Below are 19,946 nucleotides of genomic sequence, written 5' to 3'. Positions count from 1 at the left end.
CCTAAGAATTTGGCCCCATTTTTGTCGAGTAGGGTGCTGCGAAGGCCCACTCTTCATCGGAGACGTCGGTTGGATACGGGTGTGGTGGCTTCACGCATTTACGATAGCCGCGCCAACCTCAAGCTTGTAACACGCTCTAATTTCATAAGTTGCCAGAGTAGGGTATTGCTCTGATCGCAGCGATGGCGTATGCAGCACCGATGGCGCCGCACGAGGCGGAACGCCATACACAGGAAGTGCCTCCAGCACGCAGCAAAGCGGCCTGTTCATAAGGACTGTATGACGCACATAACGCGCCCACAGACCCGACGCTCTAACTTTCGTCGCACACGGAAGGGCTGTCCTTGCATGTCATCTTTCTACCCATTCAAAGGAGGTCAATACCGTCTCGCCGCCTAAGATCAAGAGCAGGACCAATCAACCAAAGGAAATGGATGAAAATGACTGCAATCAATCGTAGCCGTATCTCGCTTCTCGCTATGACAATAGGCGTGGCTGGGCCAGGTTTCGCACAACAGTGCGCCTCAACGAGCGCACAACTGGCATTCAGTGAATTTCCGGTTGGAACTACCATTACCACGCAGTATCAAGGCAAAGGCTTCAATTTTCCTGCAAGTCCGGCAGCGCAAATTGTGTCCGATAGCTCCAATCCAACCTCACCTGTATTGTCTGGCACGCCCAAGTTCCAGGGCCCGATCGTTGCCGAACTGGTTGATCCCAGCAATCCTGCTACGAAGCTGACTGCAACCTCACTAAGCTTCCAAGCTGGATACTTCGATCAAGTAGCCTCCACCGTGGTCGAGTTTCGCGACATCAATGGTGCAGTTCTTAGCACAGCACGCAACCAGTCCACCGGGATTGTGACCTTTACTGCGCCCGCAGGCACGCACTCCTTCCAAATTGCGGACGCGGGCGGTGATCAAAATGGCTTTGCCATCGACAATCTGCAATTCAGCGCTCAAAGCGGCAGTGCATTGCGCATTTCAATTCCAACCAAAGATGCAGAGTTCCAGCTTGACCAGCAGAACCAGACACGGTCTAAGGATATTAGCTTCACTGCAGCAGGTAGCGCGGCAACCGGCACTGTGAACTGGACCGCCGAGCTGGAATACGACACATCCACACCTCGGTCAATGCCAGGCCTCACCAGCACTTTCACCACGAATGGCACTGCTACGCACAAGCTCTACTATCAGTCGCGGGGCGGACGCTTGAAGGTCGCAGCTTCGACCAGCGCAGCGCAAGCATGCCCGGTTGAGTATGTCTACATTTTGGGCAGTCAGATCCCGAATGACACGATCACCACGCGCCTGGTTTCGCTTTACACCGGCGGATCCACTCCGCGTCTTTACACAGGCATTGCAACCCAGGAAAGCAACTACCATCAGTTCACGCAGATCACGAAGTATGGTCACGCAGGTCTATGGCCGACAGAAAGCTACGATGGCGGAAGCCATGTAGGGCTGATGCAAGTTGCAACCTCAGGCAGCACAATTACTGGCTCACAAGGCGTCTTTAACGCATGGAGTTGGATCGAAAATACAGCCTCTGCAGACACGCTCTTTCGAGAGAAGATGCGTATAGCAGCGCGTCTTTACCTTCGCATGCGCACCGCAGCCCCGGGTATTCGCGAGCTAACCGGAGTGGAACTTGAGAGTATGGCTGTCACACTCTACGGCCCTGGTGCCGCGTCGGGCCTGGAGAATCAGTATTACCGAGCCGTGAACACTGGTGGTTCCTGGAACTGGGTGGTCAACACCCAGAACAACCCGACGGGTGTGAATTACACAAATGAAGTGAGGTCGAAAATCCAATGAAGGTGAACGTCTTGCTACTCGCACTCGTTATAGTTTCTTCCGCCCCACTCGTCGCTTGGAGCGCCGATCTTGGCCAACCCTTGACTTGGCAATCATCCCAGGCCGCAAAGCTCAATCAAACACCGGACCTTGCTAGGGTCGCTGAGAGGCTTATCGTCCAATACGACCTTGATGGCGACACCGTGCAACCCACAGTTGGCGAAGCCAAGTTCATTGACCTGGATGGTGATGGGACCTTGGAGCTTGTTGCACTGGTTGACTACTCCGGCCGTCTGTTCTTCAACAATCTCGCCATCATTACAGCGCGAACAGGCAGTGCGGTCGTTACGATCTATCGAAGCAACGGGACAAACATGCATGATCTGGATCAGCGGATCATTTCTAAGCCAGGCTCACCAAAGAAGCTCTTGGTCGTAGACCGCTTCATTGATCGGTACGAGGGCTCGTTACCCAGTCCAAAGGAGCAGCGATTGCTCGAACTCAATTCGATTGGTTTGCAAGATGTAAGCAAACAGCATCGCGACTACTACTTGAAGCGCCTAGATGTGCTTGAAAAACAGGCTGGAATGTCTGCAGGCGCCAGTGCCAAGAGCGCAAGCATTGCCAGTTCAACAAGTCCAACAGAGCGGGACGAAAATTTCGTGCTCAAGCAGGAATTGGAGCGCACCCGAATGCAGGCACTGGGTAAGTGATTAGAGGGGGCCATGGCATATCTGCTGGGGCCCTTGAATTTGGAGGGACGGAGGCAATTAACCCACCTAGATCTTCCCGGCAGGCCGGCCGCGCGGGCTGCACTTCGTTGGTCTGCCTAATGCAAGTTTCACCATTACCTGGAAGCGCGGGTCGTCCAAGGCGCGCTCCTGCAGGAGGTGGAGGCGGATTGAATGTTCGTCCTCTCGGGCTAGACCCGCATGAAGCCATTTTGCATGGACAAACACCCGCTCAGCTGCATCGCAACCAAGATGCAAATAGATCTCGTGCAACGTGATGAGCTGGCTTTTTCGCACGCCCCAGATGCGTGTGCACGCTTGACCAGTGGTATTCGGTTGGCAATGCCACCATGCGGGCACGCACCGGATTGAGTTCGATGTAGCGCAAGACCGTGAGCACATACCGTTCGGTTTGCACCAAGCAGGACTTGAACCGCCCCTGCCACAGGGTTCCGCTGCGCCGGTGCCTGACGTTGAAAGCTTGCACATACGATTGGCTGCTGAGCCGCATCACCGAAGACACCGCGCCAGCTTTATCCGCCGAGGCCAGCAGGTGCACGTGGTTGTCCATCAGCACAAACGCATGCACCTGCACAGCAAAGCGCTCGCAGACCGCGCGGAGTAGCAGACAATAGTGATGCCGATCCTTATCGTCCAGGAAGATCGCTCATCGATTCACGCATCTCTGAACGACATGCATCGGAACGCCGGGAAGTTCCAGACGCGGCTGACGCGGCATGGTGGGGCCTCCTGCTCAAGAAGAAAACCTCAGCCTGACGGAAGCGATGCAGGCCTGCTAGCAGACATCCCCGCGGGCCTGTACGAGCCGCTTGCTTTAATTACCTCCGTCTCCTTTCGTCCTAGAACTCGCCCCTTAACGCCAGCCCCTAATCTGTCGAGACTTTGATATGTTTTCCACCGATGGATAGTCCCGCCTGTCTGCGGGCAAATTTATGTATCGATTGAGCCCGTCAACGAAAACCTCGATTCCGCCACCAAGATTCATACCTTGCAACTCATAGACTCTATTTTTGCTAATCTCAATTGAGTAATCTTCAGCAACTGACACTAGATTTGAATCATAGGCCTTATGGTGAAGAGCGCAGAGAGCAATCCCATTGCATGTAAAATCAGTGCTAAAAGGCGCTGCGACGGGAACAATGTGTGCGGCCTCAATCAACTTCAATTGAACTCCGCACATTACGCATCGAGACGAATATGCTGCTAATACCCTCCGACTAAAGTCAGCCTCACGGTATGCCCTCACTATCGTCGAAGTAACTCGTTCGCGCCCCGCTGGCTCGCCGTTTTCCTGGACATCAACATGCCTAAAATCATTGAGGGCGTTGAGCTCCTGAATTCGGCCGTTATGAATAGCATTCGAATTCATCGCATACTCCGCCAGAAGCTCCGGCCTGAACGCTGCAACTATCTCGCCGTTGGCGCGCTCACCCACAGCAAATCCATTATTATACGCGCCTCGAAGAATTTCCTCCCTAATCTGAGCGGAGGGAGATCCCGAGTCCTGCCCCTGATGCCTTCCAATATCCCAAGCCGCAAACACACCAAATGGTGCGTACCATCCAAGAAGAAGCGCCGTCTCGCCGAATCTATAAGCGGGGACAGACCCTGTAAATTGAATTCTAAACTCGTCGGCGGCGCGCGCCGCGCCGCCACCATGCGTGCAGTTCCAGATGAAGATCCTAAGGCTTGATCCTTCACGCCCCGGCCTCTTCAGGACGAGCCCAAATGGCTTGTCCGCGTCACTGACGAAAACACTCCAGCCAGCCGTATAGATGGAATCACATATCAAAGACAACAGCTGATTAGCGCTCAATATTCCAAAACCGGCCATACTACCCCCTAAATATCAAACATGGCGATTGCGCAGTTACCTGACATCCTTAATGATACGCTCAAACAGAGCTTTACCGAAATGCTCCGCCACTAACGGAGGCACTGCATTTCCGATCTGCCGCCATTGCCGCTCAATTGTACCCTCGAGAAGAAACGAGTCCGGGAAGGACTGAAGTCTCTTAATTTCTTCAATTCTTAGAATTCTACTCCGCCAATGGAATGGACCCATGTTATTTGATCGACGCGCCTGAATTGTCCAAGAAGGGAGGTCATGACCCAGCTTCAAAAGGAATGACCAGTAGCGAGATCGCCACTTAAACAGCGGGTCGGGGTGACCACGTTCCTTAGTGAAGAAAAGGTAATTTTCGCCAGGAGGTATTGCACAAAGTAGTTCGTGATGCTTCCCTCCTGCAAAATGGCCCTCCAAGGAGGCCATCTCCTCGGTATCGAGATCAGCAAGAACTGCCCCTGCAGTCATCCAAGGCAATAGCGATCCAGATGGCAACTTGGCGTGGGTCGGAAGCGGAGGTGCGGGCAGGTCTCCCCTGTAGCCCATAACGAGGCATCGTTCTCGAATTTGAGGGACGCCGTAGTCCGCCGCATTTATTATGCTAACAGACGTCTGATAACCGAGCTTTTTTGCGCACGAAAGAATGTGATCAAGCGCTTCTCTATGCACTCCGTAGGCAAGACCTTTTACGTTCTCTAGAAGAAACGCTTTAGGCCTAGCCTCTTTTAGAACACGGAGATATCCGCCCACAGTCTCTTTGGCGACTGGATCATCAAGCGCCCGGGGTTTTTCCGTCAAATAGAACCGACTCTTTGAAAACGCCGGACATGGCGGCCCGCCAATGAGTAAATCAACCTCACCAAACTTCAGACCTGCCTCATCCAATAGCTCGGCAGTGCTGAGCTCCCCGATCCTTTTAACAACAAATGGAACACCAGGGAAATTTTTAATATATGTCTTCCCACAGAGAGGTTCTGCATCTGTGGCGACACGAACTTTGAATCCTGCGGCCTCAACACCCAGATCCATCCCACCACAGCCAGAAAAAAGACTAATGCAATTCAATGCGGGCAATGGCTTCCCTTTCATGAACCCTCCAACGAGGCCATAACACTAGCTACCATTGCCTTCGCAACCGGTACAGGAACAGCATTTCCCATTTGCTTAACCCTATCTCTTCGACTTCCAGCAACGACATAACCGTCCGGAAACCCTTGCAGCGCGGCTAATTCGACAGTGCGCAACCTTCTAGAAGTCCAATGAAATGGCCCAGTCCAAGGCCCTGGACTTGCAGCAATCGTCCAGGATGGACGGTCGGGAGACAGCTTCAAGAGGAAATTCCAAAACCTAGTTTCAGTCACAAACGTTGGTGAGGGATGTCCTGCCCAAGCTGTATGAGCCTTGTAGTTCCAACCCGGAGGCACCTCTTCAAGGTGTTTAGCCCAGCGACCGATGACGACCTCCTCCGGCTCAAAATGTTCTGCTCCCGCAAACGGAGCTAGCGCAGTTCCTGTGGACACGATTGGCAGGAGGCCCAGATCCTCATCGGCGGAGTGAGTGATAGAAGGAACCTTGGGAGGCTTCACTTTAGAACCAAGAACAACTACTCGTTCGCGCGCCTGAGCTACACCGTACTCGACAGCCTTAACAACCAGTTCTGTAACAAAGTAACCGCCGTCTCTAGCTACTTTAACTAGAGCATCGTATACCGGCTTATTTCTTGGATGCTTGATGCTAGGGACGTTTTCAAAAACGAAACCATCGGCACTGGATTGTTGAACGATACGCCAAAACTCTTTAACGAGATCGCGCCGTGCATCTTCTTTAACTTTCATATTGACAAGAGGCTTTGCTACGGCCACTCCGTTTGCACGAGCACGCCTATACGCAGCATCTTCGCCCGTATCCGTCCAATAAGCCGCTTTAGAAAATGGCTGGCACGGAGGTCCACCTACGACTATGACGAGGTCATCGCCGGTAACGCCGGCCGCTTTCAAGAGATCGTCGGCAGAGAGATCCGACACATCAGTTTCGAATATTTTTCCATGCATCTGGGAATTTAATCGAAGTGTTTGGCAAGCAGTCGAGTCTAGTTCAACACTAGCAACGACTTCACTACCAGCTTGATGAGCGCCAACCCCTAATCCGCCCGCCCCGGCAAATAGATCAATGACTTTTATTTTTCTCTTTGGCATCGCAATAAATCTCAAAACCACTTGATAGCTAAGCACTAGTGTGCGCTTCGCGGAACATCTAAGAACTTTCATGTCTCAGATACTGAGATTGACCACCCTAAATATAGGGCGCCCACTTGGCTCAGGCCAAGTGGGCGCCGGTGCAGCGGGATGATGTCAGAGCACCTAACTAGCAACTCTACAGGATCAATCAAACCCCAACAGGATTCGCCTTCTCAGGATCAATCTTGTACTGCTTGATCGCCCGGGCCACATCCTTACCCGTCATCTTCCCATCCTTCGCAAGCGCGGCAATCGCCGCGTGCGCGATGTAGTAACGGTCGACCTCGAAGAAGCGACGCAGGTTGGCACGCGTATCCGAGCGACCGAACCCATCCGTGCCGAGCACGGTGTAGGTCATCGGGACGAAGGCGCGGATCTGGTCGGCGAAGGCACGTACGTAGTCGGTTGCGGCGATGGCCGGGCCCTGGCGGCCTTCCAGTAGCTGGGTGACGTAGGGCTTGCGCTGTTCCGCCTCCGGGTGCAGGCGGTTCCAGCGCTCGGCGGCGAAGCCGTCGCGGCGCACTTCGTTGAGGCTGGGGCAGGACCAGATGTCGGCGGTGACGCCGAAGTCCTTGTCCAGCAGCTCGGCCGCGGCAATGGCCTCGCGCAGGATGGTGCCGCTGCCCAGCAACTGCACGCGCAGCTCGCCCTTCTTGGGCTTGCCGGCGTCCTTCAGCAGGTACATGCCCTTGATGATGCCCTCGGCTGCGCCGTCCGGCATGCCGGGGTGGGCGTAGTTCTCGTTCATCAGGGTGATGTAGTAGTACTCGTCGATCTGGTCTTCCATCATCGCCTTCATGCCGTGCTGCATGATGACGGTGACTTCGAAGCCGAAGGTCGGGTCGTAGCTACGCACGTTGGGGATGGAGCCGGCGATGACCTGGCTGAAGCCGTCTTCGTGCTGCAGGCCTTCGCCGTTGAGCGTGGTGCGGCCGGCGGTGCCGCCGAGCAGGAAGCCACGCGTGCGCATGTCCGCGGCTTGCCAGGCGATGTCGCCCACGCGCTGGAAGCCGAACATGGAGTAGTAGATGTAGAACGGCAGCATCGGCACGTCGGAGACCGAGTAGCTGGTGCCGGCGGCCATCCAGGAGGCAATCGCGCCCGGCTCGCTGATGCCCTGCTGCAGCACCTGGCCGGTCTGGTCTTCGCGGTAGTACATCAGTTGGTCGGCGTCGACCGGCTTGTACTTCTGGCCGAACGGGGCATAGATGCCGATCTGGCGGAACATGCCTTCCATACCGAAGGTGCGCGCTTCATCGGCCACGATCGGCACGATGCGCGGGCCCAGCTCCTTGTCGCGCAGGGCGATGTTGAGGCTCTGCACGAATGACATGGTGGTGGAATAGCTGCGCTCGCCGCTGTCCTTGAGCAGGCGCTCGAACTTGTCGAGCGTGGGCGCGACGAAGGACTTGCTGGCCTTGGGACGGCGCTGCGGGAGGAAGCCGCCCAGCGCGCCGCGACGCTCCTTCAGGTACTGCACTTCCGGGGAATCTTCGCCGGGGTGGTAGAACGGCACCTGGCCGTCTTCCAGCTGGGCATCGGTCACCGGGATGTTGAAGCGGTCGCGGAAGTGCTTGACCGCCGCATCGTCCAGCTTCTTGGTCTGGTGGGTGGGGTTGAGCGCCTCACCGGCCGAGCCCATGCCGTAGCCCTTGACCGTCTTGGCCAGGATCACGGTGGGCATGCCGGTGGTGTTCACGGCCTGGTGGTAGGCGGCGTACACCTTGTGCGGGTCGTGGCCGCCACGGTTCAGGCGCCAGATGTCGTCGTCGGACAGGCCGGCGACCATGGCCGCGGTCTCCGGGTACTTGCCGAAGAAATTGGCGCGTGTGTAGGCGCCGCCGAAGGCCTTGCAGTTCTGGTATTCGCCGTCGACGGTTTCCATCATCAGCTTGCGCAGCACACCGTCGGTGTCCTTGGCCAGCAGGGCGTCCCAATAGCCACCCCAGAGCAGCTTGATGACGTTCCAGCCGCCGCCACGGAACACGCCTTCCAGTTCCTGGATGATCTTGCCGTTGCCGCGCACCGGGCCGTCCAGGCGCTGCAGATTGCAGTTGACCACGAAGATGAGGTTGTCCAGGCCTTCGCGGCCGGCCAGCGCGATGGCGCCGAGGGTTTCCGGCTCGTCGCTCTCGCCGTCGCCGATGAAGCACCACACCTTGCGGTCGGACTTCTCGATCAGGCCGCGGTTTTCCAGGTAGCGCATGAACTGCGCCTGGTAGATGGCGGCCAGCGGGCCCAGGCCCATCGACACGGTGGGGGTCTGCCAAAACTCGGGCATCAGCCACGGGTGCGGGTAGGAGGAGATGCCCTGGCCGTCCACTTCCATGCGGAAGTTGTCCAGCTGAGCCTGGCTGATGCGGCCTTCCAGGAAGGCGCGGGCGTAGATGCCCGGGGCGCTGTGGCCCTGGACGAACAGCAGGTCGCCCGGGTGGTTGTCCGAGGGCGCGCGCCAGAAATGGTTGAAGCCCACGTCGTACAGCGTGGCGCTGGACGCGAACGAGGCGATGTGGCCACCCAGGTCACCCGGCTTGCGGTTGGCGCGCACGACGGTGGCCATGGCGTTCCAGCGGATGATCGAGCGGATCTTCCACTCCAGCGCGGAATCGCCGGGGTTCTTGGCCTCGTTGGCCGGAGAGATGGTGTTGACGTACTCGGTGGTGGGCGAGAACGGCAGGTAAGCGCCGGCGCGACGGGTCTGTTCGACCATGCCTTCCAGCAGCTGATGGGCGCGCTCAGGACCTTCTGCATCGATGACGGCCTTGATCGATTCGAGCCACTCCTGGGTCTCAAGCGGGTTCGGATCGTTATGCAGCACTTCGTTCAACCAGTTCATTAGCGCTCCCAGGGGACACACCCCGCGGGTGTGTCGACATCGTGAATTCGTGAACCCCCAAGTGTACCGCACGCACCTGTTGCCATTCCTCGCTACGGATGCGTATGGAATGGGATGGTGTCGTGCGTGGATGAGCTGGTCGCAGGTGCCGTGCCGTGCAGGCGGCGCGGTCGCTGTACGACCAAAGGATGAAGGGGCAGCGGCAGGCGATTGCCGACTACCCGGGTGCTCGCGGAATGGATCGGTGAAAGTGCACCCGCAGCAGCGTCCTGGGGCGCGACGGCGTTACCGGCAAGGCCATTCTCGCCCCAGGGCGCTCCTACGCGTTGGTGCGGTTTGTTGCTGCAGCCGGCTGTCTTCGGCAGACATTCCCGGCGGGCAGCACCGCCGAGATAGCGATTACGCTGCGCGGCGCTGACACTCGCCCATAGGAGCGCCCCCGGGCGCGACGGCGTTAGCGGTAACGCCTTGTCGCGACCGGGTGCGTTCCCACGGGGGGAGCGCGTTGGTCAGAACGCCTGCAGGGCTTCGGTCAGTTTGCCGTCGCTGGTGACTGCGCCCAGGGTGTAGCCCTGCCAGCCCGGGTAGGCGTTGGGTTCCCAATAGAACACGCCCAGGACGTGCGAGCCGATGTTGCTGCTGCGGGTGAGCAGGTTGGTGAGCATGGCGCGGGTGGTGGCCGCTTGCTGCCAGTCCATGCCGACCTCGGAAATCACCACGTCGCTGCCGTAGCGCGCAATCATGTCGCGCATATTGGTGTCCAGGCGGCTGTTGTAATCCTGCCAGCTGCCGACGGGGGGGTAATGCGACATGCCGATGACGTCCCACTTGCCGCCGGCCGAGCGCAGGTTGTCGAAGAACCAGCGGAAGTTGGCGTTGTCGTCGCCATTGGCCAGATGCACGACGACCTTGGCGTTGGGATACACCGCCTTGGTGGCGTTGTAGCCGCTGTTGATGAACTGGCCGAGGGTGGCGAAGTTGGGCGTCTTGCCCTCGTTCCACAGCATGCCGCTGTTGATTTCGTTACCCACCTGCACCCAGCTGACGGCAATGCCGTTGTCCTTGAGATATTGGAGGATGCCCTGGGTGTGGCTGTAGACATCGGTAGTGAGCTGGGCGACGGAGTGGCCGGCCCAGGCGGCCGGCTTGGTCTGCTTGCCCGGGTCGGCCCAGCTGTCGCTGTAGTGGAAGTCGATCATGATGCGCATGCCTTGGGCCGCGGCGCGCTTGGCCTTGTCCAGGGTGTCGCGGCCATCGTTCCAGCCGCCCGCCGGGTTGACCCACACGCGCAAGCGAATGGCGTTGCCGCCGACATCCTTGAACAGCTTGATGAAGTCGGTGGTGTTGCCCGCTGCATCGCGAAAGACCTGCGGCGGATTGTTCGCCGCCTGCTGGTTGAGCCAGCTGACGTCCGCGCCTTTGGCGATGCCTTGCGCGCTGACGCCGGCGCTGCACAGACACAACAGCAACACGAGCAGCACGCGGTGGTAGTGCATGCGAAAAATGGTCATGAAACGCTTCCTCGATCGGTGGATGTCGCGCCGGATGGCGCCGTGCTTGATTGCCCTGCATTGCCTCGTATGCAAAAGCGTGGCATGACAAGTGCTGCGCCATGCATCGCTGCAAAACGGTGGCGATTCAAGCACGGCAGTACAGCCCGGTTAAGGCCGCTATAGGTGCAAGCGTGTTGCGGCATATCTCCACGCAGGAAAACATTGACCGACGCCAGCGCTGCGGGTGCGGTGTTGTGCGGGTGCAGCAGCAAGCCTGCGCGTGACTGCGCGATTGAACGCAAAAACGCCGGGCAGGCCCGGCGCGCTGATGCAACCTTCGATGGTCGTGACGCGCAGGCCAGGCGCATCGCAGCAAAGTGCACTTGATACTCACTGCGCGCCCATCTGCCGCGACTGCACAGCCGCACTCACTCCCCCACTCAACCCAAAGCGCGTGCGCCCTGCTGCTGTTGCCGGGTCTGCGACTGTTGCTGCTCCAACGCGACCGATTGGCGCGCTGCGTTTTCGGCGACACGTTGGCTGCTCTGTTCCAACGGGGTATTCATCGCAGTCATTGTCTCGACACTGACGCGCAGCTGCGCCGGGTCGTCCACGCGGCCCTGTACCGCGAAGGTTCGCGCCGCATCCGGGCTCATCATCACCGCGTCGATGCGCTGGCCACCAGCCGCATGCATTTCCGATGCGAGCGAACCGGATAACTGCGCGCTCTGTTGATCGGGCGAGCGGCCGGCGCGGGCGTCCTGCGCATGCACGCCGCGTTGGGCATCCTGGAACAAGGCGTTGCCCACGTGCCCGGGCTGATCGATGCGCAGCAAGGTGTGGTCGTTGCCATGCGCGCGCGCGTCGCGCTTGGCCGGCTCGCCCGGAGCGAGCGGGCCGCGGATGGCGTCGATGGCGTCTTGGCCAAAACCGCGCGCGCTACGCGTCAGAATGGTGGTGCCGGTGCGCAGCCCATCTATGTCGCCGCGGTACTCGTCGATCATGCGCTTGTTCTGCTCGGCAAGCGGGCGGGCGTTGGGATCCTTGAGCACGGAATGCTCGCCGAGGAAGTTGCCCAACTTGTGCGCGCCGAGCGAGCTGCCGGCCGCAACCAGTGGGTAATCCGGAATCAAAAAATTGGCCTTGCTGTTACTGTAACCGGCACCGCTCAAGGTGGCGATTTCGTCAGGCTTGGCGTAAATGCGCACTTGCCCGAAATGCGGCGATGCTGCACTCACTGGATCCGATGCCATCACGTGATTGATCACGCTATTGCCGCCTTCCGGAATGCGATAGCTCAGGCTCGCTGCGCCGTAGGCGTTGAAGGTTTCGCCTTTCAGGTCGTAATGGTGCGCGGTCATCTGCGCTAGCGCACCGCCGAGGGAGTGGCCGGTAACGGTGACTTCTGGTTGATGCCCGGTTCGCTTGCCGACGTCCTTGGCAATGTCCATCGCATTCTTGGTCAGCGCAAGCGCATCGGCGGCCTGCGGGTTGGTCCGCGGGGTGACCATGGTCGCGTCGGTCAGAATGTCATTGACTGCGCCCTGGGTACCTCGATGGGCGACGACAATGTCCCCGCTGCTTTCGCGGCGGTAGATCGTGCCCTGGTAACCGTTGGATTTATTGTTGACATGATCGAGAACGGCGTAACGCTGCCCTTCGATCGTGACGATTTCTTCGTGCCCGGGCGCGCGGCGACCTACCGCACGATTCTTATAAACGTCATCGGAGAGACCAGCATATTGGGTTGACGGAATACTCATGGCGCAACTTCCTTGGCAGCCAACGTGATAGTGAAGAGATTCTCGCGAATATCAGGCTTGAACTTCTCCGGGCTGAGTTCGCCGGTGTCCGGAAAACTCTTGGACTCCGAACGCGGATAGCCGTCTTTCCAGTAATACTTCGTTAGCGCCTGCTGCGTGGTCACCGTCTTGGCTTCGATAAACGACAAGAACCGCGTTTCTTCTTCGGCACCGGTGGCTTTGAGCAACACGCTGGCGCCACTGAATTCCCAACGGCAAACGCCGCGACCGTAATAGTCTTCGTCCTGCATCAGATCCAGATACACAGTGCCGCGGTATTCGGTGTCGGAGATCTTCTTGAGCGCGACATCTTCCTGGCTGGTGATGCGGCCGGCGGCACCGGTCTCCGGCTGGATCTTGCCGCACTCCGCTTCGTTGCTGACGTCGTACTGCGCCGCAGCCTGCACCAGGCCGAAAGCGCCAGGCGCCTTGTCCAGGGTGAGCGTCACCTCGTAAGCCTTACGCGGACTCGGATTCAACTTGGCAAGGCCGCGGCCGCCCGCCTCCACGTCGGCTGCTGCGGTGGCCTCGGTGGCGGGGGAATGGGTCTGGGTCATGCTGGTCTCCGGGGGGTGACAGGCCGTAAGCAAAAGGGCCAGCAGGCTTGGGGTCAGAATCTGGCGCAAGGCCGGCCTCCGTGGCAGGTGGGGGCCAATCTAGTCCGCTCGCATTGAGCCGGTTAATCGAGGCCAGGTGAGGGTGAGGCTGCTCTAGATGGTTGTGCATGACAGCAAAGCTGCCATCATCGAGCGCAGCTGCTTCCAGGGAGAGGTGCCATTCGCAATCGTCCGCGGTCACTGCCGCAACACAGATCGGTCGCTGCGCGCATTCCATGGCGCAACAGCTTGCGCGTACGCGTGCTGCTGGCGGCCACCGCCGTGCTGGTGGTGTTGCTGGCGGTGCTGGGAACGGTGTTCTACCTGGGTGCGCGCGCCGAGCTGGTGGAGGCGGCGCGCAGCGAGGTGGATGGCTTGACCGAGCAGACCGCGCGCAGCCTGGCGACACTGCTCGATTCGGTGCAGGTGAGCGGACGCACGTTGGCGGCCAGCAGTAGCGGCGTGGGACTGCAGCCGTTCAATCTGCGGGCATTGCTCCTGGCCACGCTGACCGGCGACCCGGATATCGGTGCGGCGCGCCTGATCATCCAGCCGCACACGCAGAAGGCCGGCGACAGCGGATTTGTCTGGTCTGTGCATCGCAGCGGCACGCGCGTAACGGAGAAATCCGCGCTGGACCTGGGCTACGACTATCGGGCCATGCCCTGGTACCTGCGCACCCAGCACGAGGGCCGCGCATGGTGGTCCGAGCCGTCCATGGAGACGAACGGCGGCGGTCTGTACACCAGCTACAACCTGCCGCTGCGCCGGCCCGGCGATGCGCCGGATGCGACGCCGGTGGGCATGGTGAGCGTGGACCTGCCGCTGCAGCACCTGCGCGACATCATCGACCAGCTGCCACACGATATCGGCATCCAGCCGATGCTGCTGTCGCCGGAAGGCATGCTGGTTTTCAGCCCCGACCCCGCGCTCAATCTGCACCATTCGCTGGATGCTTACGTGACCCGTTCGCGACCGGATCTGCGGCCGTTGCAACGCGCGATCGCCGCCGGCCAGCCGATTTCGTTTACGCACACCGCGCCCGATGGCGAACGCTTCCTGACCCATAGCGCGGCAGTGGGGCGCAGCGGCTGGACATTCGTGTTGTCGGCTTCGGAAGGCTATGTGCTGGCCGGCCTGAACTGGCTGGCCGCTTGGGTAGCGCTGGCGGCTCTGCTGGGCGCGGTGGTGTGGTGGTGGCTGATGCGGCGGATCACGCGCACGTTGACCCGGCCGATCGAAGAGCTGACCGATACCGCCGAGCATTTCCGCCGCGGCGAATTCGAGTACCCGTTGCCGCACATCGAACGCAACGACGAAGTAGGCGTGATGGCGCGCGCGTTCGACAGCGCGCGCGATGCGATCCGCCACCATATCGCCGAGATCGGCGAGATGACCGCCGCGCGCGAACGCATGCAGAGCGAGCTGCAGATTGCGCGCGAGATCCAGCAGGCGATGCTGCCGTCCGGGCGCACCTTCGACCGCGCCGGTTCGCATCTGGAAACCTGCGCGTGGCTGGAGCCGGCAAAGGCAGTGGGCGGCGATTTCTACCACTTCATCGAAACCGAGCCTGGCCTGTTGTGGTTCGTGGTGGGCGATGTCTCGGACAAGGGCGTGCCGGCGGCGTTGTTCATGGCGCGTGCGGTGAGCGTGCTGGAAATCGCTGCGCGCCGGCACACGCGCCCGGACGCCATCCTGATTGCCGCTTCTACACGACTGGCCGAAAACAACGAGACCTGCATGTTCGCCACCGTGCTGTGCGGGGTGATCAACGTGCTGAGCGGCGACTACCGGCTGGCCAGTGCCGGGCACGAACCGCCGGTCCTGATCGATACCGATGGCCAGGTGCGGCCGCTGCCGTTGGAAACCGGGGCGCCGCTGGGGATCGAGCCGCAGGCGTCCTATCCGGTGCTGGAGGGCCGCATGTCTGCCGGCCAGACGCTGCTGGGCTATACCGACGGAGTGACCGAAGCCATCAACGAGCACGGTGCCAGTTATGGGCTGCAGCGGCTGTTGGCGGCGCTGGATCCGCGCCGCACTGCAGCGCGGCAGTGCGAGTTGGTGATCGCCAATATTGCCCACTTCACCGGTCAGGCCGATCCGTACGACGACATCACGCTGCTGGCGATTCGGCTGCGACAGGAGCATGCTGGAAAGAACAAAGACGCTGCCCGGGGCAATCCCGGCAAGGCAATCGACCGATGATGCTCGAGCTGGCCATTGCCCCGTCGCTGGACGATCTCGCCTATGTCAGCGACACGCTGGAAGATTCGCTCATGCGCGAGGGCATGGCTGCCGAGCGCATCGGCCAGGTCCGGCTGATCATTGAAGAGCTCGGCTGCAACGCCCTCGTCCACGGCTGCGCCGTGGAGCGTCCGTTACGGCTGCAACTACAACTGGACCCGCAGGCACTGGTGCTTGAGTTGCACGATCCAGGACACGCCTTCGATCCGCGCACGATTCCTGCACCGGACCTGGCTGCAGAGCTCGATCAACGCCCGATCGGCGGTCTGGGGTTGTTTTTGGTGCATCAGTTCGCTGATCACATCGACTACCGCCGCGATGGGGCATACAACGTGGTACGCGTCACCCTGCTCCACCCGTACGCTCCTGTTCCCGAGGTTCTGTCATGACTACGCTCGCCATTCAGATCGATCCGCCGCAAGACACCCGTCAACACGTCATCCTGACCGGGCGGCTGGACACCCACACCTACCAGGACCTGGACACGGCGCTGTCGCCGTTGCTGGGCACGCGCATCACCACCCTGGTGCTGGATCTCAGCGCGCTTGAATACATTTCCAGCGCCGGCATCCGTTGCATCTTCAAGGCCCGCAAGGCGCTGGCCACGCGCCACGGCAAAGTGCTGGTGAGCAACCCGCAACCGCAGATCCGCAAGGTCTTCGACATGGTCAAGGCGGTGCCGCTGAGCGATGTGTTCGCGTCCACCGAAGAGCTCGACGCATACCTGTCTGCGATGCAGCGCAAGGTCATCGAACAGAGCGCGCAGGGCGACACCCCGATCGTGCCGCATTTCGCTGAAGCGTGAGAGCGGCATTGCCTGCGCGCCCATGTGTGCATCGGTGCGCGCATACCTGTGACTCGGCTCTGACGCCCTGCCCTGCGCGCACCGATTGCCTTTGATTTCGACGGCACTCTGACCAGCGCCATCGCGCCAGCTGCACATCATGCGAGTGGCGCGCAGCGCTGTTAAACGCTACACCCCGCCCACCCGCGGCAACGGCGCCGGCACGTTCAACATCCCTCCCGACGCCACGTACGCTGCCAATGCCTGGCCCTGGCTCAGCAGATGCCCATGCATGGTGCGTTCGGCGCCTTCGGCATCGCCGCGTCGCACGCAGTCCATCAGTGCGCGATGTTCGGCCAGCGATTGCGCCATGCGCCCGGGCGTCAGCAATTGGCGGCCGCGATGCATCTTCAAGATGCGGTGCAGATCGTGCGTCACCCGGATCAACCACGGATTGCCGGCGTACTGCTGCACGGTTTCGTGGATCAGGTAATTATTGCGGTAGTACTCGGCCACATCGCCGGCCGCCGAGGCGGCTTCCATCGCCGCATGCAGCGCTTCCAGCCGCTGCACACCGGCCGCATCGATGCGCTTGACCGCATCGTGCGCGCAACGGCCTTCCAGCATCGCCATCACCGGGAACAGCTGGTTGAGATCCTCCAGCGTCAGCCGCGTGACCCGACTACCGCGGCCGGCATCCAGTTGCACCAGGCCTTCGGCCGCGAGCAGCTTGAGACTTTCGCGCAGCGGCGTACGGCTGATGCCGAGTTCTTCAGCCAGCGCCGGCTCGTCGATCCATTCGCCCGGCGGCAACGCGTAGTCGTAGATCTTCTGGCGCAGGCGCTCGGCCACTTCCTCGTACAACGGCACGCGCTTTTTGGAGGCGCGCGAATCAGGGGCCACGGTCATGGAGGGCTGGTCGTCAGCATCGGGGCAGGGCCGCCCATTCTACGTGGGCGCCCCGCGTTGCTGTGGCGTACCGGCCGGATCACAGCCAGCCCGGCACCACGAAGACCAGCCACGCCGCCAGCGGACCCAACACCACCACCAGGCCGCTGTACACCAGGAAGCGGCGGAACAGGTCATCGCGTTCTTCCTTGGCGGCCGAGGCCACCACCAGCGCACCGTTGGTGGAAAACGGACTGACATCGACGATGGTGGACGACACGGCCAACGCACAAATCACCCCGGCCGCACCCAGGTGGCCCTGCATCAGGAACGGCACCGCCAGCGGAATGGTGGCGCCCAACACGGCCGCGGACGAGGCGAATGCGGAAACAATGCCACCCACATAGCAGACCAACAGCGCGCCCAGCAGCGGCACGCCGATGTGCGACACGCCAGTGCCGATGTAGTCCACCGCGCCGGATTTTTCCAGCACGGCGATGTAGGTCACCACGCCGCTGATCAGCAGCACCGTGGACCAGCTGATGCCATCCACCGCGCCTTTCTGCGCATTCGGCGAGATTAGCGCCAATGCCACCGCGACGGTGATGGAGACCAGGCCGACGTTGAGGTTGTAGATCAGCGCGGCAACGCCCAGGCCCAGCAGGCCGATCAAGGTGATCACGCGGTCGCGGGTGATGGACACCGCCTCCAGTGCCAGCGGATCGGTGGACAAGGTGCCGCCGCCCGGCGCCACCAGCGCGCCATGGCCTTCGATCGCGAAGCCGCGGTGCGATGCCTGGTCGCCGGCAACGGGCACGTACTGCGCATCGGCCAGCGACAGTTCCTGCCGACGCATCAACTTCAGCCCACCGAAGGCACAGAAGCAGATGATCGCCATCATCAGGTTGAAACCCAGGCTGGTGAGAAACACCGCCATCTCGCTGACGTCCAACCCGGCTTTTTCGACGACCTTGTTGGTGATGCCACCATACACACTGATCGGCGAGAAGCCGCCGCCCTGTGCACCGTGAATCACCAGCAAGCCCATCATCAACGGATTGATGCGGTACTGCTTGGCAAACCGCAGCGCCACCGGCCCGATGATCGCCACTGCCGCCGGTCCCAGCGCGCCGAAGGCGGTCAGCAGGCCGGTGATGACAAACATGACCCAGGGGATGGCGACGATGCGTCCGCGCACCGCACGCACGGCCCAGTGCACCAGCAAATCGATGGTGCCGTTCTTCTGCGCAATGGCGAACAGATACGTGATGCCGACCAGGGTGAGGAACAGGTCGCCGGGGAAGCCGGCCAGCACCTCCTTGCCCTCCAGTCCCACCCACACGCCGCCGATGATAAACGCCAGCGCGAAGGCCACCGCGCCCATGTTGATGGGCAAGGCGGTGGCGACGATGAACATGATCACCAAGCCAAGAATCGTTGCAATTTGCGGGGTCATGCGCCCTCCCAGACACCTGATACGCGTACAGCACGGATGGCCGCCCGCCACCCTGGGGTCACACCGTGTGCAGCACCTGCCGGACCGTCATGCCGCGCGCTCGCACGCAGCAACGACCCACTCGACAACACCGTGGGTGCTGTGGAATTCGTCCACCGAACGCGCCTCGCACTCCGGCAATACCTCACGCACCATGCGTGCCAATGCGCTGCCGGGCCCGAGTTCGAGAAACACGCGTGCGCCGCGTTCGGCGGCTTGCATCAGTACGTCGTACCAGCGCAGCGTCTGTGCGATCTGCCTGGATAACGTCTCGATCACCAAGGCGTGCGTGTTGACCGCACGCGCGTCGATACCTGCCAGCACGCGCAGCGTGGGTGCGATGAGCTGTGCGTTTGCCAGTTCAGTGGCGAAGCCCTCGGCAGCCGCACTCAACCATGGCGTGTGTGCCGGCACGCTCACCGGCAGCAGCGTGACACGCGCTGCCTGTGCTGTTGCAGCGTCGCCAAGCGCCTGCAATGCATCGCGCGGGCCGCCGAGCACGGCATGGTCATCGCCGTTGATGATGGCAAGTGCCGCGCCATGCGTCTGGCACAGCGTTTCGAGCACGCGCAGCGGCAACCCGACGACTGCCATCAGCCCTGCCTGTGGCGGGCTGGCGCCATCCATCAACCGTGCGCGCGTTGCAGCCAGCTGCAGGCAGGTGTCGATGGACATGCTGCCAGCCACCGCATGCGCTGCCAGCTCGCCAACGCTGTAACCGAGCACCAGCAGCGGCGTGGGCAACTGCGCACGCAGTGCCTGCCAATGCGACAGCGTGCCTGCGCAGACCAATGGCTGTGCGATGGCATTGGCGTAGCGACCCGGATCCGCGGCAACTGTCTGCGGCGCAGTGCCAAGCACGCGCTGTGCGCTGGCGATGACGGCGGTTGCCGCAGGTGCATCGGCAACGCGCGCGAACATCTCGGCGTGCTGGCCGCCTTGGCCCGGGCAGAGCACGGCCAGACTCATGCGGCGGCCTGCCTGATGGCGTAGGACTGTCCGGCGCGCACGCTGCCGTGGTCGGTTGTACGGCCGATGTGCCTGGACGCTTGGATGCCGGCTTTCATCGATGGGAAGCGTGCGATGTCTACTGCGTTTGGCAGAAGCACAGCATTCACTGCATCTGCCAGCAAAAATGCAGTGCCGCCTTGTATCGGCGAATGCAGCGTGTGGTCGA

Annotated in this window: 15 protein-coding genes and 1 pseudogene; 5 read left to right on the top strand and 11 right to left on the bottom strand. The window is 60.8% G+C overall.

Translation table 11 applies throughout. The annotated features are described in order from the left end of the window. The first annotated feature begins 440 nt into the window (after positions 1–440). The gene (locus XBLMG947_RS17190; protein WP_245228240.1) at positions 441–1,817 is read left to right on the top strand and encodes a hypothetical protein; all 1,377 of its coding nucleotides are present in this window, start codon (positions 441–443) and stop codon (positions 1,815–1,817) included. After that, entirely contained in the window at positions 1,814–2,509 is a 696-nt protein-coding gene (locus tag XBLMG947_RS17185) for a hypothetical protein (RefSeq protein WP_065469827.1), read from the top strand. Before XBLMG947_RS17190 ends, XBLMG947_RS17185 begins: the two co-directional genes overlap by 4 nt. A 66-nt stretch (positions 2,510–2,575) precedes the next feature. On the opposite strand, the pseudogene XBLMG947_RS24035 reads toward XBLMG947_RS17185, so the two are convergent. From XBLMG947_RS24035 to XBLMG947_RS17155, 8 genes and pseudogenes are all read right to left on the bottom strand, one after another. Then, positions 2,576–3,191: pseudogene (locus XBLMG947_RS24035) on the bottom strand (transposase). A 210-nt stretch (positions 3,192–3,401) separates the two neighbouring features. Next, positions 3,402–4,364 (bottom strand): HNH endonuclease, encoded by a 963-nt coding sequence (locus XBLMG947_RS21845; RefSeq protein ID WP_245228238.1) that lies wholly within the window; start codon positions 4,362–4,364, stop codon positions 3,402–3,404. A 54-nt stretch (positions 4,365–4,418) separates the two neighbouring features. Continuing rightward, positions 4,419–5,483, bottom strand: a complete 1,065-nt coding sequence (locus XBLMG947_RS21840; RefSeq protein ID WP_083993208.1) for a DNA cytosine methyltransferase — start codon at positions 5,481–5,483, stop codon at positions 4,419–4,421. Next, complete coding sequence (locus tag XBLMG947_RS21835; protein WP_245228234.1) at positions 5,480–6,625, bottom strand: DNA cytosine methyltransferase; 1,146 nt, start codon at positions 6,623–6,625, stop codon at positions 5,480–5,482. The genes XBLMG947_RS21840 and XBLMG947_RS21835 overlap by 4 nt, the downstream gene beginning before the upstream one ends. Before the next feature lie 154 nt (positions 6,626–6,779). Continuing rightward, positions 6,780–9,467, bottom strand: a complete 2,688-nt coding sequence (gene aceE / locus XBLMG947_RS17170) for a pyruvate dehydrogenase (acetyl-transferring), homodimeric type (protein ID WP_065469825.1) — start codon at positions 9,465–9,467, stop codon at positions 6,780–6,782. A gap of 509 nt (positions 9,468–9,976) precedes the next feature. Continuing rightward, a complete protein-coding gene (locus XBLMG947_RS17165) occupies positions 9,977–10,978 on the bottom strand; it encodes an arabinogalactan endo-1,4-beta-galactosidase (protein WP_065469824.1) in 1,002 nt (333 codons plus the stop codon). A 422-nt stretch (positions 10,979–11,400) separates the two neighbouring features. After that, a complete protein-coding gene (locus tag XBLMG947_RS17160) occupies positions 11,401–12,723 on the bottom strand; it encodes an XVIPCD domain-containing protein (RefSeq protein ID WP_065469823.1) in 1,323 nt (440 codons plus the stop codon). Next, positions 12,720–13,319, bottom strand: a complete 600-nt coding sequence (locus XBLMG947_RS17155) for a hypothetical protein (protein WP_065469822.1) — start codon at positions 13,317–13,319, stop codon at positions 12,720–12,722. Before XBLMG947_RS17155 ends, XBLMG947_RS17160 begins: the two co-directional genes overlap by 4 nt. A gap of 219 nt (positions 13,320–13,538) precedes the next feature. Here XBLMG947_RS17155 and XBLMG947_RS17150 point away from each other — a divergent pair, with 219 nt between their 5' ends. Genes XBLMG947_RS17150 through XBLMG947_RS17140 form a run of 3 tightly spaced genes read left to right on the top strand, consistent with a single transcriptional unit; the run spans position 13,539 to position 16,407 of the window. After that, a complete protein-coding gene (locus XBLMG947_RS17150) occupies positions 13,539–15,563 on the top strand; it encodes a SpoIIE family protein phosphatase (RefSeq protein WP_083993205.1) in 2,025 nt (674 codons plus the stop codon). After that, positions 15,560–15,991 carry an ATP-binding protein gene (locus tag XBLMG947_RS17145; protein ID WP_065469820.1) on the top strand — a complete coding sequence of 144 codons (432 nt, stop codon included), beginning with the start codon at positions 15,560–15,562 and terminating at the stop codon, positions 15,989–15,991. Before XBLMG947_RS17150 ends, XBLMG947_RS17145 begins: the two co-directional genes overlap by 4 nt. Next, entirely contained in the window at positions 15,988–16,407 is a 420-nt protein-coding gene (locus XBLMG947_RS17140; RefSeq protein WP_065469819.1) for an STAS domain-containing protein, read from the top strand. Before XBLMG947_RS17145 ends, XBLMG947_RS17140 begins: the two co-directional genes overlap by 4 nt. Before the next feature lie 168 nt (positions 16,408–16,575). Here XBLMG947_RS17140 and XBLMG947_RS17135 read toward each other — a convergent pair whose 3' ends face one another. The 3 genes from XBLMG947_RS17135 to mdcH all read right to left on the bottom strand — a co-directional run bounded on the left by XBLMG947_RS17135 (position 16,576) and on the right by mdcH (position 19,738). After that, positions 16,576–17,295 carry a GntR family transcriptional regulator gene (locus XBLMG947_RS17135; protein ID WP_065469818.1) on the bottom strand — a complete coding sequence of 240 codons (720 nt, stop codon included), beginning with the start codon at positions 17,293–17,295 and terminating at the stop codon, positions 16,576–16,578. A 79-nt stretch (positions 17,296–17,374) separates the two neighbouring features. Continuing rightward, positions 17,375–18,730 (bottom strand): SLC13 family permease, encoded by a 1,356-nt coding sequence (locus tag XBLMG947_RS17130; RefSeq protein WP_065469817.1) that lies wholly within the window; start codon positions 18,728–18,730, stop codon positions 17,375–17,377. Positions 18,731–18,817: 87 nt separating this feature from the next. Beyond that, entirely contained in the window at positions 18,818–19,738 is a 921-nt protein-coding gene (gene mdcH, locus XBLMG947_RS17125; protein WP_065469816.1) for a malonate decarboxylase subunit epsilon, read from the bottom strand. Positions 19,739–19,946 lie beyond the last annotated feature (208 nt).

This window comes from Xanthomonas bromi (genome assembly GCF_900092025.1).
In the GTDB taxonomy this organism is placed as follows: Bacteria; Pseudomonadota; Gammaproteobacteria; order Xanthomonadales; family Xanthomonadaceae; genus Xanthomonas; species Xanthomonas bromi.
The sequence above is the reverse complement of the archived record's forward strand: the minus strand, read 5'-3'. Positions and strand labels throughout refer to the sequence as shown.

What these genes read in the sequence shown, in the direction of transcription:
- XBLMG947_RS17190 (WP_245228240.1), top strand. Translation starts at nt 441, where the DNA reads ATGACTGCAATCAATCGTAGCCGTATCTCGCTTCTCGCTATGACAATA.
- XBLMG947_RS17185 (WP_065469827.1), top strand. Translation starts at nt 1,814, where the DNA reads ATGAAGGTGAACGTCTTGCTACTCGCACTCGTTATAGTTTCTTCCGCC.
- XBLMG947_RS21840 (WP_083993208.1), bottom strand. Translation starts at nt 5,483, where the DNA reads ATGAAAGGGAAGCCATTGCCCGCATTGAATTGCATTAGTCTTTTTTCT.
- aceE (WP_065469825.1), bottom strand. Translation starts at nt 9,467, where the DNA reads ATGAACTGGTTGAACGAAGTGCTGCATAACGATCCGAACCCGCTTGAG.
- XBLMG947_RS17165 (WP_065469824.1), bottom strand. Translation starts at nt 10,978, where the DNA reads ATGACCATTTTTCGCATGCACTACCACCGCGTGCTGCTCGTGTTGCTG.
- XBLMG947_RS17160 (WP_065469823.1), bottom strand. Translation starts at nt 12,723, where the DNA reads ATGAGTATTCCGTCAACCCAATATGCTGGTCTCTCCGATGACGTTTAT.
- XBLMG947_RS17155 (WP_065469822.1), bottom strand. Translation starts at nt 13,319, where the DNA reads ATGACCCAGACCCATTCCCCCGCCACCGAGGCCACCGCAGCAGCCGAC.
- XBLMG947_RS17145 (WP_065469820.1), top strand. Translation starts at nt 15,560, where the DNA reads ATGATGCTCGAGCTGGCCATTGCCCCGTCGCTGGACGATCTCGCCTAT.
- XBLMG947_RS17140 (WP_065469819.1), top strand. Translation starts at nt 15,988, where the DNA reads ATGACTACGCTCGCCATTCAGATCGATCCGCCGCAAGACACCCGTCAA.
- XBLMG947_RS17135 (WP_065469818.1), bottom strand. Translation starts at nt 17,295, where the DNA reads ATGACCGTGGCCCCTGATTCGCGCGCCTCCAAAAAGCGCGTGCCGTTG.
- XBLMG947_RS17130 (WP_065469817.1), bottom strand. Translation starts at nt 18,730, where the DNA reads ATGACCCCGCAAATTGCAACGATTCTTGGCTTGGTGATCATGTTCATC.
- mdcH (WP_065469816.1), bottom strand. Translation starts at nt 19,738, where the DNA reads ATGAGTCTGGCCGTGCTCTGCCCGGGCCAAGGCGGCCAGCACGCCGAG.